Here is a 16,294-nt window from a genome sequence, read left to right on the forward strand (position 1 = left end):
CAACGGTTGTCCGCCTGCTGGCATCGATAAGCTGAATGTGCCGGACAAGGAGGTGGGAACGATGGCAGTACCTTTTAGAAGAACATCGAAAACGAGAAAAAGACTGCGCCGCACACACTTTAAACTGCAAGTGCCAGGCATGGTGCAATGCCCGAACTGCGGCGAATGGAAATTGGCGCACCGCGTCTGCAAAGCATGCGGAACGTACAAAGGAAGAGATGTCGTCAACAAATAATGACCGGCATCACGCGAAAGGCTGTCCGAACATAGGGCAGCCTTTTTTATCAACTCCCGCCTCGAAGCGTTTGCATAGGTGGGAGAACGTTCAACATACGAAAGGGGAGACAGGTCATGGAAGCGATGGTAGAACATCACGGCGGCATCGCACTGTTTACGATTTGCCGTCCCGAAAGGCGCAATGCAATCAACTTTACTGTTATGCATGCTCTCGAACGGGCGCTCGAGCAAGCGGCGGTCGATGATGAAGTGAAAGTGTTCGCCATTACCGGCACTGGCGGCGAGGCGTTTTGTTCTGGCGGCGATCTAAGCGAGTTCGGGCATTTGCGCGGCGCCGAGGCGAAACAAATGCTCATGCGCATGGGGGAGTTGCTGTACAAGCTGTTGACGTTCCCAAAACCGACGGCGGCGCTTGTCAACGGAACGGCGATGGGTGGGGGCTGCGAGCTGGCGACCGCTTGCGACTTCCGCTTTGTGAAGGAAGGGTGCCGAATCGGGTTTGTTCAAGGCCGACTCGGCATTACGACCGTTTGGGGCGGCGCGTCCATGCTGTTGGAAAAGCTTCCATATGCGCGGGCGCTCGATTTGTTGTTACGCGCTGAGCCGATGACGGCTGAGGCGATGGCCGCGTATGGCTGGGCCGATGCTGTTCTGCCGGCTGACTGCTGGCGCGAACAATGGCAGGCTCAGCTTGCCCCCTATGCGGCGCGCTCGCTCGCTGTCTTGCAAGCCTATAAGGCGGCGGCGGGCGAAAAATGGCGAACGGCTTGGTTTCGGGAGCGATTTTTCGCTGAAATCGATCGCTGTGCCGAGCTATGGGGATCGGCGGAACATGAACAGGCATTGCGCACTTTTTTTCGCAAGAAGTAATTTTTTCCTTCTACCGTTTCTATTAGCCGCATACATATAATGACAAAGCGGCGATAAGGGGGGAAGGGGATGACAGGAGTACGCCAGGATGCGTGGACGAAAGAAGAGGATGAACTGTTGGCTAATGTCGTGCTTCAGTATATTCGTGAAGGCGGCACCCAGCTCGAGGCGTTTGCCGAAGTAGGGCGGCGCTTGTCACGGACGGCCGCAGCGTGCGGATTCCGCTGGAATTCGTACGTTCGCAAACAGTACAAAGAGGAAATTGAACAGGCAAAACAGGAGCGGAAAACACGCAAAAAAGAGACGGCATCCGCAAAGGAAGGCGGGGGGCAAACGGAAATGGAAGCGGCGGTTGAAAGCAAGCTGTCATGGCCGGAAGTGCTGACCTTTTTGCAAGCTGAAGGGCAAAAGGCACGTGACGCCCGGCGGATAGCCGATGAAAACCGGGCGTTAAAAAATGATATGGAACAGCTGCAGCAAATGGTCACAAAATTGCAAATGGAAAAAGAGATGTTGCAAAAACAGTTGGCGGCTGTCCAGGAGGAGTATAAAACGCTGCTCGCCATTATGGAGCGGGCCCGGAAAATGGTGACAGGCGCTGAAAAACAAGCCGAACAGGCGGCAGAGGGCGTTGGCGAAGGATAAAAGCTGGCTTTTGGGCCGGCTTTTTTTCTTAACGGATTAAAGGCACATTTGCTAAAATAAGGCTAACGTGGTTTTGCAAGAAAGTGGGGGAGAAGCGTGAATATTGGCATTGTCGGCGGCGGCGCAGTCGGGCTGTTGCTCGCTGCTTATCTCGGGCAGCGCCACAAAGTAACGGTTTATACGAGGCGCTTGGCCCAAGCGGAGCAGCTTGCCAAACATGGTGTTTCTCTGAAAAAAAATGGAGAAACGGTGACTGTGGCGGTTCAAGCGCGGCCGTTTGCCGGAGCAGAGCTCGTTGAGCCGCTCGTATTTGTGACTGTCAAACAGTATGATATCGCTGCTGTTTGTGCACAACTCGACTCGTTTCGCCGCGTCCGCACGCTTGTTTTTTTGCAAAACGGCATGGGGCATCTCGAACAGTTGTCCGTTTTTGCTGACAAAAACGTCGTTGTCGGTGTGGTGGAGCACGGCGCTTTCAAACTTGACGATCGGACTGTCGTGCATACAGGCGTCGGCAAGCTGTTGCTCGCCCCGTTATACGGGTCGCCTGCTATGGCTGCCGAACTGTCCGGGGATGATGATTTTCCGATCGAATGGGCGGATGATTGGGAGCGCATTCTTGTCGACAAGCTTATCGTTAATGCGGTCATCAATCCGCTGACAGCACTGCTGCAAGTAAAAAACGGGGCGCTCTTGGACGTTGCGCCGTATCGGGAAATGATGGCACAGCTGTTCGACGAAGTGCGGCAAGTGCTGCCTCTTCGCGACGCCGGACAGGCATGGCAGCGCATTGTCCATATATGCCGAAACACGGCGGACAACTATTCATCGATGTATATGGATGTGGCAAACGGGCGCCGGACGGAAATCGATGCGATTTTAGGCTATGTGCTAAAGCAAGGGGAAGCGCGCGGTGTTGCGTTGCCGCTCATTCGCTTTGTCGTTTGTGCGCTGAAAGGAAAAGAAAGGGGGAACGCGGATGGGTGATTGGCTCGCACCGATGCTGGCGACATTTGTGACGCTGCCACTTTTACTATTTTTGCTCATCTATTTGGGAGCGCGCCTGTTTGGCGGGCGGAAGCGGGCGGCGTTTTACGCTGCGGTCAACGTTGCGACCGCATTTTTCATCGCTGCTGTCTATTTTTTGCTGGCTGTGTTGTTCGGAAAATCGTATTTGGTTCATCTCCTTCTCTTTTTGCTCGGTCTGCACACCGCCATCGCGCTCGGCTATTGGCGGAAAAAGATAGATTTTCGCCCGGCGGCAGTGTTCCGCTTATTTTGGCGGGCGAGTTTTCTCATTTTTGCTTTCCTTTATGCCGGGCTGCTCGTATACGGCATGGTGGCGCGCGTCGCCGCCAACCTTTGAGCAATGATTTTTCTCTCTTTATACCGAACGTGCTATACTCATGAAAGAATACATAGGAAAGGGAGTTTTCGCCATGGAAGTTCGCGAAGTTCCGCTGCCGGCGGCAACGAAGCTGGCTGCTGATTACATAACCGGTGCATTTCCGGCTGAGAAGGGGTTTGCCTATGTCCGGGCAGATGATGATGCGTTTCGCCGGCGGCTGTCCCATGTGCAAGGAAAAACGTATGACCGGCGCGCGCTTGCCGATTACTTGTCCGCCTATCATCGCCGTTTTTCCGCCAGCGCGGCGACGATGAACAATATCGATAAGCTGCGCGATGAAAACAGTGTTGTGATCGTCGGCGGGCAGCAAGCCGGACTGCTGACCGGGCCGCTTTATACGATTTATAAAATCATTACGATCATCCAGCTTGCCAAAGAGCAGGAACGAAAACTTGGCGTACCCGTCGTGCCGCTGTTTTGGATCGCCGGCGAAGACCACGACATCGCCGAGGTTGACCATGTATATGTTGTCGAGGACGGCGAAGTGAAAAAAGCGGCGTATCCGCACAGGCTGAACGAAAAGCGAATGGCCACCGATGTGCCGCTTGATCGCGAGCTCGCTGGCGCATGGGTTGAGCGCGTCGTCAAAACATACGGGGAAACGGACATAACGAATGAACTGCTCTCATTTCTCACAGCGTGCCTAGACGATTCCCGCACGTTTGTCGACTTTTTTGCCGCGATTGTCCTGCGCCTGTTTGCCAATGACGGTTTAGTCGTTCTCAACGCCGGCGATGCGGCGGTGCGCCCGCTTGAGCGCCGTTTTTTCGCCGCGCTCATTGACCGTCATCGCGATGTGACATCAGCCGTGCTGGCTCAGCAAGAGACGCTGCGGGCGCTCGGATATACGCCGCTTATCGAGATCGCGCCGGATGCGGCCAACTTGTTTTATTACGACGGCTATGAGCGCTCTCTTTTGCACTATGATGCGGGGCGGAGGGTGTTTCGCAATAAGGCCGGGAATATCGCCTTCACAAAGCAAGAGCTGCTCGAACTCGCTGAAACGAAGCCGGCCTGTTTAAGCAACAATGTCGTCACCCGCCCGCTCATGCAAGAATATTTGCTGCCAACGCTCGCCTTTATTGCCGGTCCTGGGGAAATTGCCTATTGGGCAGAGTTGAAAGAGGTGTTCTCCCTGTTTGGGATGGAAGTGCCGCCGGTTGTGCCGCGCTTGCAGGCGACGATCGTCAGCCGCTCGCTGCAAACCGATCTGGCCGATATTGGTCTTGAGGCGGCTGATGTATTGTCTGGACGGCTCGAGGAGGCCAGGGAGCAATGGCGCAAGGAGACGGCTGAAGTTCCACTGGCTGAGGCGTTTGCCAAGGCGAAAGCCGACATCGAAGCGGCGCACCGGCCGCTGCGCGCGCTTGGCATGGAAATTGACCGCGGATTGGAAGGATTGGTGGCGAAAAATGCCGCCATCATTCAGTCACAAATCGAGTTTCTTCAGCAAACGTTACAGCGGGCGCTGCTGCGTAAACATGAGGCCGAATGGCGAAAATTTTGGCGCGTGGAAACGGCTCTACGGCCGAACGGTGCGCCCCAGGAGCGGGTTTGGAATGTGTTTTACTATGTGAACCGTTACGGATTTGATTTTGTAGAAAAACTTTCAGCGATCGGCGCCCCGGAAAACGGGATGCATAAAATTGTATATATGTAAGGCTTTTTCAAAGAAAAAGTCGAAAAGAAAAATCCTGTTTCAAGCAGGATTTTTTTTTCTTGAAATGAATAGTAAAAAAACAACGCAAAACGAATGGAAATAAAAGTAAAGGAGTGATCCCGCCATTTTGGCTATGATTGGTTTCATCCGACAAAAATAAACAAAAAGGGACGTTTTTTTACAAAAAAAGCTAAAATTTTGTTCGTCTTTGCGATATAATAAGGGAGCGGCCACTGGCCGATGCAAGTGCGTGCGGAAGCAGCAAAGGTGGTGGACATGTGTTTGAACATACAACCGTGTTGTTAAAGGAAGCGATCGATGGGTTAAACGTCCGCCCGGACGGTGTCTATGTCGATTGTACGTTAGGCGGAGGCGGCCATAGCGAATATTTGCTTTCCCGTCTCTCGGAAAAAGGGAAACTGTTTGCGTTTGACCAGGACGAGGCCGCCATTTTGCACGCGCGCAAGCGGCTCGCCCGTTACGGCGAACAAGTGCGGTTCATAAATCGGAATTTCCGGTTTTTGCGCGAGGAGCTTTCAGCCCTTGGCATCGATACTGTTGATGGTATAGTGTTTGACTTAGGCGTTTCTTCCCCGCAGCTCGACGAGCCGGAACGCGGCTTCAGCTATCAGCATGACGCGCCGCTTGACATGCGGATGGACCGCAAACAGCGGCTTACGGCGGCGGAGATCGTCAACTGCTGGTCATATGAGGAGCTTGTCCGCATTTTTTTCCGTTACGGCGAAGAAAAGTTTTCGAAACAGGTGGCGCGCAAAATCGAGGAGATGCGCCGCAAAAAGCCGATCGAAACGACCGGGGAGCTCGTTGAGGTGATTAAAGCGGCGATCCCGGCCCCGGCGCGCCGCAGCGGCGGACATCCGGCCAAACGTATTTTCCAGGCGCTTCGCATCGCGGTCAATGATGAACTGGAGGCGTTCCGCGAGGCGCTCGAGCAGGCGATCGATCTGTTGGCGCCGGGCGGGCGAGTGAGCGTTATTACGTTTCATTCGCTCGAAGACCGGATTTGCAAAGAAACGTTGAAAAAAGCAAGCGAGAGCCCGCCATTGCCCCCGGGGCTTCCGGTTCTCCCCGATGACTACCGCCCCGTGCTGAAAATCATTACAAGAAAGCCGATCGTTCCTTCCGACGAGGAGCTGGAACGAAACAACCGCGCCCGTTCGGCCAAACTTCGCATCGCCGAAAAACTGTGACGTGAATGATGAAAAAGAATGAGTGGAGAAACAGGAGGGGAAAGCTGTGAACGATTTGGCAGTCAAAGTAGTGCGCGAACAAAAGCGTCCGGCTGTACCACCGAGCCCGCAGCCACAGCGAAAACGGCGTTTTCGTTTCACGTTGGCCGAGAAGCTGCTCGTTGTCTCGTTTTTGCTGTTTACCTTTTACGTGGCAGTTCAGATGGTCTCAAGCCAAGTGCAAATTTATGAGCTCAATAAAGACGTGCAAAAGTTGGAGGCGGCCATTGATGAACAGAAAAAGGAAAATAATGACCTATACGTTGAAGTGCAGCGGCTGAGCGCGTACGAGCGCATTTTGCAAAAGGCGAAGGAGCTCGGGTTGTCGCTTAACGAAAATCATGTAAAAGTCGTGCAGGAATGATGGGGGATGGAAATGAAAAAGCATTACAACACCCATCGGGGAGCAGGGGTTTTGTTTATTATTTTTAGCCTGCTCTTTTTCTTGCTTTTTGCCCGTTTTCTCCAGCTGCAATGGACTGGAAAAGCAGACGGCCATGTGTTGGCCGCGAAAGCCGAACAGCAGCATAAACAAACGCGGACGATCGAAGCGAAGCGCGGGACGATTTTTGACCGCAACGGCACCATTTTAGCGCAGGATGTGCCTTCCTATACGGTCGTGGCCATTTTGGATCCCGAGATGACGACTGACCCGGATCATCCGCGCCATGTCATCGACCCGGAAAAAACAGCGAAAAAGCTGGCGCCGTTGCTTGGCATGGATGTTGAGGACATGGAGCGCATTTTAACGAAAAAGGCGAAGCAAGTTGAGTTCGGCTCTTACGGCCGCAACATCAGCTTTGAGCTGAAGCGGAAAATTGAGGCGCTCGATTTGCCGGGCATCGCCTTTATCCGCGACACCGCCCGTTTTTATCCAAACGGCACGTTTGCTTCGCATGTCATTGGATATGCGCAAAAAAACGGGGAAAACGAAACAGTCGGCAAAATGGGAGTGGAAAAATGGCTTGACCGCTATTTGCGCGAAAAAGACGGCTATGTGTCATTTGCCGGCGATGTGAACGGCTTTCGCCTGCCGGCGGCAAAAGAGCATATCGTCAAGCCGGACAATGGGGCGAACGTCTACTTGACGATCGATGGAAAAATCCAAACGTTTTTAGAAGATGCCATGAATAGCGTCGAGAAGCAGTACAGACCGAAAAAAATGATCGCCATTGTCGCCGATCCGAAAACAGGAAAAATTTTGGCTATGGCCACCCGCCCGAGTTTCGACCCAAACAAACGTGATATTACGAACTTTTTAAATGACGCCATTTCCTATCCGTACGAGCCGGGATCGACGATGAAAGTGTTTACGCTCGCTGCGGCCGTCAATGAAGGAGTCTATAACGGCAAGGAAACGTATCGCTCCGGCTCTTACAAAGTCGGGCCCAATACGATTCGCGACCATAACGATGTCGGCTGGGGGACGATCACGTTTGAGGAGGGGGTGCAGCGTTCATCGAACGTCGCCTTTTCCATTTTAGTGAAAGAAAAGCTCGGTGAGGACCGGTTTTTGCAATATTTGCATCGCTTCCGTTTCGACCAGAAAACCGGCATTGATTTGCCGAATGAGGCGGTTGGGCAAATCCGCTATCGCTATCCGATCGAACGGATTACGACCGGATTTGGCCAAGGGACGTCGGTGACGCCGATTCAGCAAATTCAAGCGGCAACCGCGATTGCTAACGATGGGAAAATGATGAAACCGTATGTGATTGAAAAAGCGGTCGATCCGGACAACGGCAAAGTCGTTCTTGATCATGAACCGACTGTCGTCGGCGAACCGGTCACGGCGGAAACGGCGCGCAAAGTGCGCGACATTTTAGAAACGGTTGTCACCGCGGAACACGGCACCGGCCGCCCGTACCAGATCGATGGCTACGGTGTCGCCGGCAAAACCGGGACGGCGCAAATTCCGTCGGCTGCCGGCGGCTACTTGACCGGCCGGGAGAACTATATTTTTTCGTTTTTAGGCATGGCGCCGGCCGATGATCCGCGGCTCGTCATGTATGTGGCTGTTCAGCAGCCGCAACTTGATGTTACTGAAACCGGGGCGGCGCCGGTGTCACAAATTTTTACGACAGTGATGAAAAGCAGTCTGCACTATTTGCATATTGAACCGGATGAAGACAAACAGGCGGAGCCCGAAACAGCGGGGCGGCGCGCGCTTGACTCGTTGATCGGCCAGACGGCCATCGCAGCGGCAGAACAGCTGAAAGAAAAAGGATATGTGCCGGTCGTCATCGGCAACGGCAAATATGTCGAACAGCAGCTTCCACGCGGCGGCGAGCGTCTTCTTCCCGGCGAGCGGGTCGTGCTGAAAACGGACGGGGCGGCAACGATGCCGGATTTGCGCGGCTTTTCGCTGCGAGATGCCATGAAAGTCGCCAACGTGCTCGGGCTGCGGCCAAGTACGAAAGGAACCGGTTATGTTGTCAGCCAAAACATTCGTCCGGGAGCGGAAGTGCGCAAAGGGGATTATTTGATTGTCGAGCTGGCTCCGCCGCGCCAATGGGAGGAAGCAGCGGCGAAGAAAGAACAAGAGGCGGCCGAACGGGAAGACGACGAGCCGCACGAATGATTTTTGTCGTTCTATAACGGGGCGTACAAGCATATAGTGGAACGAGCCCATCACGAAGGAGGTTCCGCCATATGCGCGTGTCGTACGTTACCGTGCGCAAGCGGTTGACAATCGTGTTTTTGATCGGGATTTTCATTTTTGCCGTTATCGATCTCCGTCTCGGCTACGTCCAATTTTGGCTCGGCGATATGTTAGCGGAACGGGCGAAAGGGCTATGGGGCCGGAACATCCCGTTTGAACCGAAACGCGGCGAAATTTTGGACCGCAACGGCGTCCCGTTGGCGACGAATATGAGCGCCCCGACGGTGTACGTCATCCCCCGGCAAGTGAAAAATCCGGCGGAAGCGGCCGAAAAGCTGGCCGCTGTGTTGGGCGCGCCGGTCGAATCCATTTATAAGCAAATTACGCAAGCAACATCGATCGTCCGTCTAAAGGAAGGACGGAAAATTTCTGATGAAAAGGCGGCGAGCGTGCATGCGCTCGACTTGGACGGGGTGTATATCGCCGAAGACACGAAGCGCTACTATCCGTTTGGCAGCTATTTGTCGCATGTGCTTGGCTTTACTGGCATTGACAATCAGGGGCTCACCGGGCTTGAGCTGTACTATGACAAAGAGTTAAGCGGAGAGCGCGGTTCTGTGCAATTTTATTCCGATGCAAAAGGACGGCGCATGCCCGATATGGCCGATGACTATACACCGCCGACCGACGGTTTGAACTTAGTGTTGACAATTGACTCGCGCATCCAGACGATTATTGAACGAGAGCTCGATATCGCGGAGGCGAAATACAATCCGGACGGCATCATCGCCATCGCCATGAACCCGAATACAGGCGAAATTTTGGCGATGGCGAGCCGCCCGACATTCGACCCGGCCAACTACCGCAACGTTCCTCCTGAAATTTATAACCGCAACTTGCCGATTTGGAGTACATATGAGCCGGGGTCAACGTTCAAAATCATTACGCTTGCGGCAGCTCTTGAGGAAGAGAAAGTGAATTTGCTCAAAGATCACTTTTTTGATCCGGGCTATGCCAAAGTAGCCGGCGCTACGCTTCGCTGTTGGAAAAAAGGCGGCCATGGGGAGCAAACGTTTTTGGAAGTCGTGCAGAACTCGTGCAACCCGGGGTTTGTGGCGCTGGGCGAACGGCTCGGAAAGGAAACGTTGTTTGATTATATTAAGCAATTTGGGTTTGGCGAGAAAACCGGAATCGACTTGCAAGGGGAAGGAACGGGGATTTTGTTTGATCTAAAACGGGTCGGGCCGGTTGAACTGGCGACGACTGCATTTGGTCAAGGGGTGTCGGTGACGCCGATCCAGCAAGTCGCCGCCGTATCGGCTGCGATCAATGGAGGTGTTTTGTACACTCCATACATCGCCAAGGAGTGGCGCGACCCGGAAACAGGCGAAGTCGTCCGCCGCAATACGCCAAAGGCGAAACGGCGCGTCATTTCCGAGGAAACGTCGAAACAAGTCCGGTATGCACTTGAAAGTGTCGTCGCCCAAGGAACAGGGAAAAAGGCGTATGTCGAAGGATACCGGGTCGGTGGAAAAACCGGGACGGCACAAAAAGCGCAAGGAGGCCGCTATTTGCAAAACAACCATATTGTGTCGTTCATCGGCTTCGCCCCGGCCGACGATCCGCAGCTTGTTGTATACGTTGCGGTTGACAACCCGAAAGGAACGGTTCAGTTTGGTGGTACGGTTGCCGCTCCGATCGTTGGAAAAGTGATGGAAGACAGCCTGCGCGCCATGAATGTGAAGCCGCGCAAGGACCAACTTGCCAAAGAGCGGGATTGGAACGATCCGAAAGTGATCGAAGTGCCGAACTTAATCGGATTGACAAAAAAAGATTTGCAAGAACAACTTTTTGACTTAAAATTAGATGTTAGTGGCGAGGGAGATATGGTCGTTGAACAGTCCCCAGAGCCAGGGGCGAAAGTGAAAGAAGGGTCGACGATTCGCATTTATTTGGCGAAAAACGAGGCGGCAGAGGGACAGTAAACGATCGCACAAGGGGCGGCCGATGCGATGACTCATCGGGTTGGTTATGCCCCTTTTTTCCGCTGTCCGCACCGTTGGGCGGGCTATTTATAAGCGAAAGGGATGAAGCAAACATGAAATTACAAACGCTGCTGTCGCGCTTGCCCGGCTTTTGGGCGCATCGTGGAGGCAACCCAGACATCGTTGCGCTGGAGATGGACTCGCGCCATGTCACGCCCGGCTCTCTCTTTTTTTGTCTGAAAGGCTTTACCGCCGATGGGCACAATTTTGCCGAACAGGCGGTGGCGCGCGGGGCGGTGGCGATTGTAGCCGAGCGTCCGCTCTCGGTGAACGTGCCGGTCGTTCTCGTATCGGACAGCCGGCGGGCGATGGCGATTTTAGCGGATGCGTTCTACGGTCACCCGACTCATCGCCTTCATTTAATCGGAGTGACGGGCACAAACGGTAAAACGACGACGACTCATATCATTGAGCAAATTGCGAGAAAGGCCGGCAAGAAAACTGGGCTCATCGGCACGGTCGGGATGAAAATCGGCGACCGCTCTTACCCGGCGGTGAATACAACACCGGAGTCCCTCGTTTTGCAGCGCACGTTTAAACAGATGGTTGACGAAGGCGTGGAGTTGGCGGCCATGGAAGTGTCGTCGCATGCCCTCCATCAAGGGCGAGTGCACGGCTGTGATTACGATGTCGCCGTGTTTACGAACTTGACGCAAGACCACTTAGACTATCATGGGACAATGGAAGAATACCGGAACGCCAAAGGGCTTTTGTTTGCCCAGCTCGGCAACCGCTACGACGAGCAGCGGCCGAAATTTGCCGTTTTCAATCATGATGATCCTGTTTCGCAATATTATAAACATATGACGGCAGCGCCGGTCATCACATATGGCATTCGCGAGAAAAGCGATGTGACGGCGGAACAGATTGCCATGACCCCGTCCGGCATGGCGTTCCGGCTATGCACGCCGCACGGGTCGGCAGCGGTGGAAACGAAGCTTGTCGGCTTGTTTAACGTCTATAACATTCTCGCCGCTGCAGCTGCCTGTCTTGCCTCTGGTTTTTCGCTTGAAACGATTGTGACGGCTTTGGCTGCCGTCGCTCCGGTGCCGGGGCGGTTTGAAACGGTCGATGAGGGGCAAAATTTTACTATTATCGTCGATTATGCCCATACGCCGGACAGTGTAGAAAACGCGCTGAAAACGGTGCGTCAATTTGCGAAGCGAAACGTATATGTGGTGATCGGCTGCGGCGGTGACCGCGACCGGACCAAGCGGCCGCTCATGGCGCAAGCGGCGGTGCGTTACGCGGATGTCGCTGTTTTTACCTCCGATAACCCGCGCTCGGAAGATCCGGGGCAAATTTTGCGCGATATGGAGGCCGGCGTCAGCGCCGGGGACGGAACGTATGTGACCATTCCCGACCGGGAAGAGGCGATCCGTTATGCCATTGGGCAGGCGCAAGAAGGAGATGTTGTGTTAATTGCCGGCAAAGGGCATGAAACGTATCAAATCATCGGCGGCGATGTGATCGACTTTGATGATCGTGCTGTCGCCCGAGCGGCGGTGAAGGAGAGAAGATGATGGTCACGTATAAAATGGTGCAATCAATCGCGGAGGAGGCGCGCGGCATTGTCGATGAGACGATCCGCTTTCACGCCGTATTTGTCAACCCGGCAAAGCAAGTGAAAAAAGGGTTGTTCGTTCCGCTTGAAAATGGGGCGGAAACGTTAAAAACGGCCATTGAGCATGGGGCGATCGCTTCATTTTGGCCGGTCGGTGATCCGCTGCCCCGCTATATTCCAAACCAGTTTCCGCTCTTTTTCGTTCCGTCGCCGCTTGAAGCGGCTGCGGTGTTGCTTGAGCAGTATTTAGAGAAAAGCGGGGACGATGAAGACACGGAATTTTCTTTTATGTTTCCGGAAAAAGACGGAACATACGTTCCGGATGATGAGGCGATCCGCTTGCGGCTCGCCGAATTGCAGAAACGGTGGCTCGGCGCGCGGCGGGCAAAAGGATGTGACGATTCATGCCAGAGCAACTAATCGTCATTGCGATGGCCGTTTCCTTTTTGGTCACCGTCATTTTGTCGCCGCTGTTTATCCCGTTTTTGCGACGGTTAAAATTTGGGCAAAGCATCCGTGAGGAAGGGCCAAAGTCGCACCAAAAAAAATCAGGCACTCCGACGATGGGCGGCATCATGATTTTGCTTTCCATCGTCGCGACGACCGTATGGATGACGGCCAAATTTGCTGTCCTTTCGGCGGGAACATATTTATTGTTGTTTGTAACGGTCGGTTACGGGGTGCTCGGCTTTTTGGACGACATGATTAAAGTCGTGATGAAGCGGAATCTTGGACTGACAAGCCGGCAAAAATTTGTCGGCCAGCTCATCATTGCTGTCATTTTCTTTCTTGTCTATCGGCAAAGCGGTTTTTCGACGGCGCTACATATTCCCGGCACCGACTGGTCATTTGACCTTGGTTGGGCGTACGGGGTGCTGCTCTTGTTTATGCTCGTCGGCGGCTCAAACGCGGTCAACTTGACCGATGGGCTTGACGGGCTTTTGGCAGGGACGGCGGCGATCGCTTTTGGCGCTTACGCTGTCTTGGCTTGGAATCAAGGCCAGTACGACGTCGCGGTGTTTTGTGTGGCCGTTGTCGGCGCCGTGCTCGGCTTTTTAGTGTTTAACGCCCACCCGGCGAAAGTGTTTATGGGCGATACCGGTTCGCTTGCGCTCGGCGGGGCGATCGCGGCGGTCGCGGTCTTAACGAAGCTTGAGCTGCTGCTTGTCGTCATCGGCGGCGTATTTGTTATTGAGACGCTATCGGTCATCATTCAAGTCGCCTCATTCAAAATGACTGGCAAGCGTGTCTTTCGTATGAGTCCGCTCCATCACCATTACGAGCTCGTCGGTTGGTCGGAGTGGCGCATTGTTGTCACGTTTTGGGCTGTCGGCCTTTTATTCGCGATGCTAGGAATTTATATCGAGGTGTGGATTTAATTGAAACCGACTCCTTTTTATCAACATCGTCGTGTGCTTGTCATTGGATTGGCGAAAAGCGGGGTGGCGGCGGCCCGGCTGCTTGTTGAATTAGGGGCTGAGGTCGTCGCCAACGATCAAAAGCCGTTGGCGGAAAATGCGGAGGCGAAGCAGTTGGAGCAGCTCGGCATCCGCGTCGTTTGCGGCGGCCATCCGCTTGAGCTGCTTGATGAGCCGTTTGATCTCGTCGTGAAAAATCCGGGCATTCCGTATACGAACCCACTCGTCGAAAAGGCGCTCGAAAAAGGGCTTCCGGTCGTGACCGAAGTGGAGCTTGCCTATCACATTTCCGAAGCGCCGTTTATCGGCATTACCGGGTCGAACGGAAAAACGACGACGACGACGCTCATTTACGAGATGATAAAGGCAGACGGCCAAGACCCGCTGCTTGCCGGCAATATCGGCCTTGTCGCCTGCGAGGTGGCAAAGGAAGCGAAACCGGGTCAATGGCTTGTCACCGAACTGTCTTCGTTCCAACTCGCTGGCATCGGCAGATTTCGGCCGGCGATCGCCGTTTTGCTCAACATTTTTGACGCCCATTTGGACTACCACGGGACGAAGGAGGCGTACGCGGCGGCGAAGGCGAATATTTTCCGCAACCAGACGGAACGCGATTACGCCGTCGTCAATGCGGATGATCCGCTTGTGATGAACATCGCCTCGTCTGTTCGGGCGCAAAAGGTGCTGTTTTCGGCGACGAAGCCGCTTGGTGAAGGAGCGTACGTTCAAGATGGCGCCATTTATTGGAACGGTGAACCGGTCATCAAGATTGCCGACATCGTTCTTCCCGGTCAACATAACTTGGAAAACATTTTAGCGGCGGTCGCAGCTGCCAAGCTGGCCGGTGCCGGCAATGAGGCGATTGTTCGCGTGTTAATGACGTTTACCGGTGTGAAACATCGGCTTCAATACGTGGCGGAAGTCGGTGGCCGGCGGTTTTATAACGATTCGAAGGCGACGAATATGTTGGCGACGCAAAAGGCACTTTCGGCGTTCGACGGTGAACCGGTAATTTTGTTGGCCGGCGGACTTGACCGCGGCAATGAATTTGACGCCCTTCTCCCATACTTGCAACAGGTGAAAGCTGTGGTGCTGTTCGGCCAGACGGCGGCTAAAATTGGCCGCGTGGCCCGCGAAGCGGGAATAGAAATGGTCGAATATGTCGATAATGTGGAAAAGGCTGTCCCGGTTGCCTTTCAGCTCTCAGAACCGGGCGATGTCATTTTGCTCTCTCCGGCATGCGCCAGCTGGGATCAATACAAAACTTTCGAGGAGAGAGGGGACATTTTTATCAACGCCGTGCATAAGTTGAAATAGAGGGAAAGGGACAGCCCTTTCCCTCTAGTTTACAAAATAGAGGTGTTGGGCATTGCCGCGGAAAAAGTCTGCACCGGATTTTTTGCTCATTATTTTAACGTTTTCGCTCTTGGCCATCGGGCTTATTATGGTGTACAGCGCGAGCGCTATCTGGGCGGAATACAAGTTTAACGATTCGTTTTTCTTTGCCAAGCGCCAGCTTTTGTTTGCCGGTGTTGGCATTATCGCTATGTTTTTTGTAATGAACATTGATTATTGGACGTGGCGCGACTGGTCGAAGGTGCTGCTCATCGTTTGTTTCGGGCTGCTTGTTCTCGTCTTGATCCCGGGCGTCGGCATGGTGCGCAACGGGTCGCGCAGTTGGATTGGCGTCGGGGCGTTTTCCATTCAGCCGTCCGAGTTTATGAAGCTGGCGTTGATCGCGTTTCTAGCCAAATATTTATCCGAGAATCAAAAAAAGATTACATCGTTTAAACAAGGGTTGCTGCCAGCGCTGACGCTCGTGTTTGCCGCCTTCGGCATGATTATGCTGCAGCCGGACCTAGGAACAGGAACCGTGATGGTCGGGACATGTGTGACGATGATTTTTGTTGCCGGCGCCCGTCTCAGCCATTTTGCCGGTCTCGGCGTATTAGGGCTGGCCGGGTTTGCTGCCCTTGTTTTATCGGCTCCATATCGAATCAAACGGATTACATCATTTTTAAATCCATGGGAAGATCCGTTAGGGAGTGGATTCCAAATCATCCAGTCGCTATACGCCATTGGGCCGGGCGGCTTGTTCGGCCTTGGGCTCGGGCAAAGCCGGCAAAAGTTTTTTTATTTGCCGGAGCCGCAAACGGATTTTATTTTCGCGATTTTAGCTGAAGAGCTCGGTTTTATCGGCGGGTCGCTCGTCCTTCTTTTGTTTAGCCTCCTTCTGTGGCGCGGGGTGCGCATTGCCCTGGGCGCTCCCGATTTGTATGGCAGTTTTTTGGCGCTTGGCATCATTTCGATGATCGCTATTCAAGTAATGATCAATATCGGCGTGGTTACTGGACTGATGCCGGTCACCGGCATTACCCTCCCGTTTTTGAGCTACGGCGGGTCCTCGCTGACGCTGATGCTGATGGCGATCGGCGTGCTGCTCAATATTAGCAGGCATGCCCGCTACTAGGCGCGGGCAGGCGGCGGCTATCCGCCGCTTTTGTTTGCCCTAGTCATCCTTAGGTGTGTTCTGCCGTCGAATAGTGGCGGCAAATGAGATAAAAAACAGGCTCTCTCTCGTATTCTATTTGTGAT

Annotated in this window: 15 protein-coding genes; all 15 read left to right on the forward strand. The window is 53.8% G+C overall.

The window, feature by feature from the left end; genetic code table 11:
- Positions 1–61 precede the first annotated feature (61 nt).
- The 15 genes from rpmF to spoVE all read left to right on the forward strand — a co-directional run bounded on the left by rpmF (position 62) and on the right by spoVE (position 16,169).
- Positions 62–235: a 50S ribosomal protein L32 gene (gene rpmF / locus ACTVDO_RS06790; protein ID WP_011230605.1), complete on the forward strand. Its 174-nt coding sequence runs from the start codon at positions 62–64 to the stop codon at positions 233–235.
- A 116-nt stretch (positions 236–351) separates the two neighbouring features.
- Positions 352–1,107 (forward strand): enoyl-CoA hydratase/isomerase family protein, encoded by a 756-nt coding sequence (locus ACTVDO_RS06795; RefSeq protein WP_442901238.1) that lies wholly within the window; start codon positions 352–354, stop codon positions 1,105–1,107.
- Between the two features lie 69 nt (positions 1,108–1,176).
- Positions 1,177–1,752 carry an RsfA family transcriptional regulator gene (locus tag ACTVDO_RS06800; protein WP_020959234.1) on the forward strand — a complete coding sequence of 192 codons (576 nt, stop codon included), beginning with the start codon at positions 1,177–1,179 and terminating at the stop codon, positions 1,750–1,752.
- Positions 1,753–1,848: 96 nt separating this feature from the next.
- Positions 1,849–2,739, forward strand: a complete 891-nt coding sequence (locus ACTVDO_RS06805; protein WP_442901239.1) for a 2-dehydropantoate 2-reductase — start codon at positions 1,849–1,851, stop codon at positions 2,737–2,739.
- Positions 2,732–3,118, forward strand: coding sequence for a DUF3397 domain-containing protein (locus ACTVDO_RS06810; RefSeq protein WP_442901240.1), 387 nt, complete (start codon positions 2,732–2,734; stop codon positions 3,116–3,118). The genes ACTVDO_RS06805 and ACTVDO_RS06810 overlap by 8 nt, the downstream gene beginning before the upstream one ends.
- 73 nt (positions 3,119–3,191) lie before the next feature.
- Positions 3,192–4,820 (forward strand): bacillithiol biosynthesis cysteine-adding enzyme BshC, encoded by a 1,629-nt coding sequence (gene bshC, locus ACTVDO_RS06815; protein ID WP_442901241.1) that lies wholly within the window; start codon positions 3,192–3,194, stop codon positions 4,818–4,820.
- A 278-nt stretch (positions 4,821–5,098) separates the two neighbouring features.
- Positions 5,099–6,031 carry a 16S rRNA (cytosine(1402)-N(4))-methyltransferase RsmH gene (gene rsmH / locus ACTVDO_RS06820; RefSeq protein ID WP_442901242.1) on the forward strand — a complete coding sequence of 311 codons (933 nt, stop codon included), beginning with the start codon at positions 5,099–5,101 and terminating at the stop codon, positions 6,029–6,031.
- 46 nt (positions 6,032–6,077) lie between these two features.
- Positions 6,078–6,434 (forward strand): cell division protein FtsL, encoded by a 357-nt coding sequence (gene ftsL / locus ACTVDO_RS06825; protein WP_020959239.1) that lies wholly within the window; start codon positions 6,078–6,080, stop codon positions 6,432–6,434.
- 6 nt (positions 6,435–6,440) lie between these two features.
- Positions 6,441–8,651, forward strand: a complete 2,211-nt coding sequence (locus ACTVDO_RS06830; RefSeq protein ID WP_041267734.1) for a penicillin-binding protein — start codon at positions 6,441–6,443, stop codon at positions 8,649–8,651.
- Positions 8,652–8,722: 71 nt separating this feature from the next.
- Entirely contained in the window at positions 8,723–10,657 is a 1,935-nt protein-coding gene (locus ACTVDO_RS06835) for a stage V sporulation protein D (protein WP_020959241.1), read from the forward strand.
- Positions 10,658–10,770: 113 nt separating this feature from the next.
- On the forward strand, positions 10,771–12,240 hold the full coding sequence (locus tag ACTVDO_RS06840; protein ID WP_020959242.1) for a UDP-N-acetylmuramoyl-L-alanyl-D-glutamate--2,6-diaminopimelate ligase: 1,470 nt from the start codon (positions 10,771–10,773) through the stop codon (positions 12,238–12,240).
- A complete protein-coding gene (locus tag ACTVDO_RS06845) occupies positions 12,240–12,701 on the forward strand; it encodes a hypothetical protein (RefSeq protein WP_442901265.1) in 462 nt (153 codons plus the stop codon). Before ACTVDO_RS06840 ends, ACTVDO_RS06845 begins: the two co-directional genes overlap by 1 nt.
- Positions 12,686–13,660, forward strand: coding sequence for a phospho-N-acetylmuramoyl-pentapeptide-transferase (mraY, locus tag ACTVDO_RS06850; protein ID WP_442901243.1), 975 nt, complete (start codon positions 12,686–12,688; stop codon positions 13,658–13,660). Before ACTVDO_RS06845 ends, mraY begins: the two co-directional genes overlap by 16 nt.
- A complete protein-coding gene (murD, locus tag ACTVDO_RS06855; protein ID WP_020959245.1) occupies positions 13,661–15,016 on the forward strand; it encodes a UDP-N-acetylmuramoyl-L-alanine--D-glutamate ligase in 1,356 nt (451 codons plus the stop codon). It begins immediately after the preceding gene.
- 52 nt (positions 15,017–15,068) lie between these two features.
- Complete coding sequence (gene spoVE / locus ACTVDO_RS06860) at positions 15,069–16,169, forward strand: stage V sporulation protein E (protein ID WP_020959246.1); 1,101 nt, start codon at positions 15,069–15,071, stop codon at positions 16,167–16,169.
- Positions 16,170–16,294 lie beyond the last annotated feature (125 nt).

Source organism: Geobacillus sp. BK01 (assembly GCF_052220245.1).
Taxonomy (GTDB): Bacteria; Bacillota; Bacilli; order Bacillales; family Anoxybacillaceae; genus Geobacillus.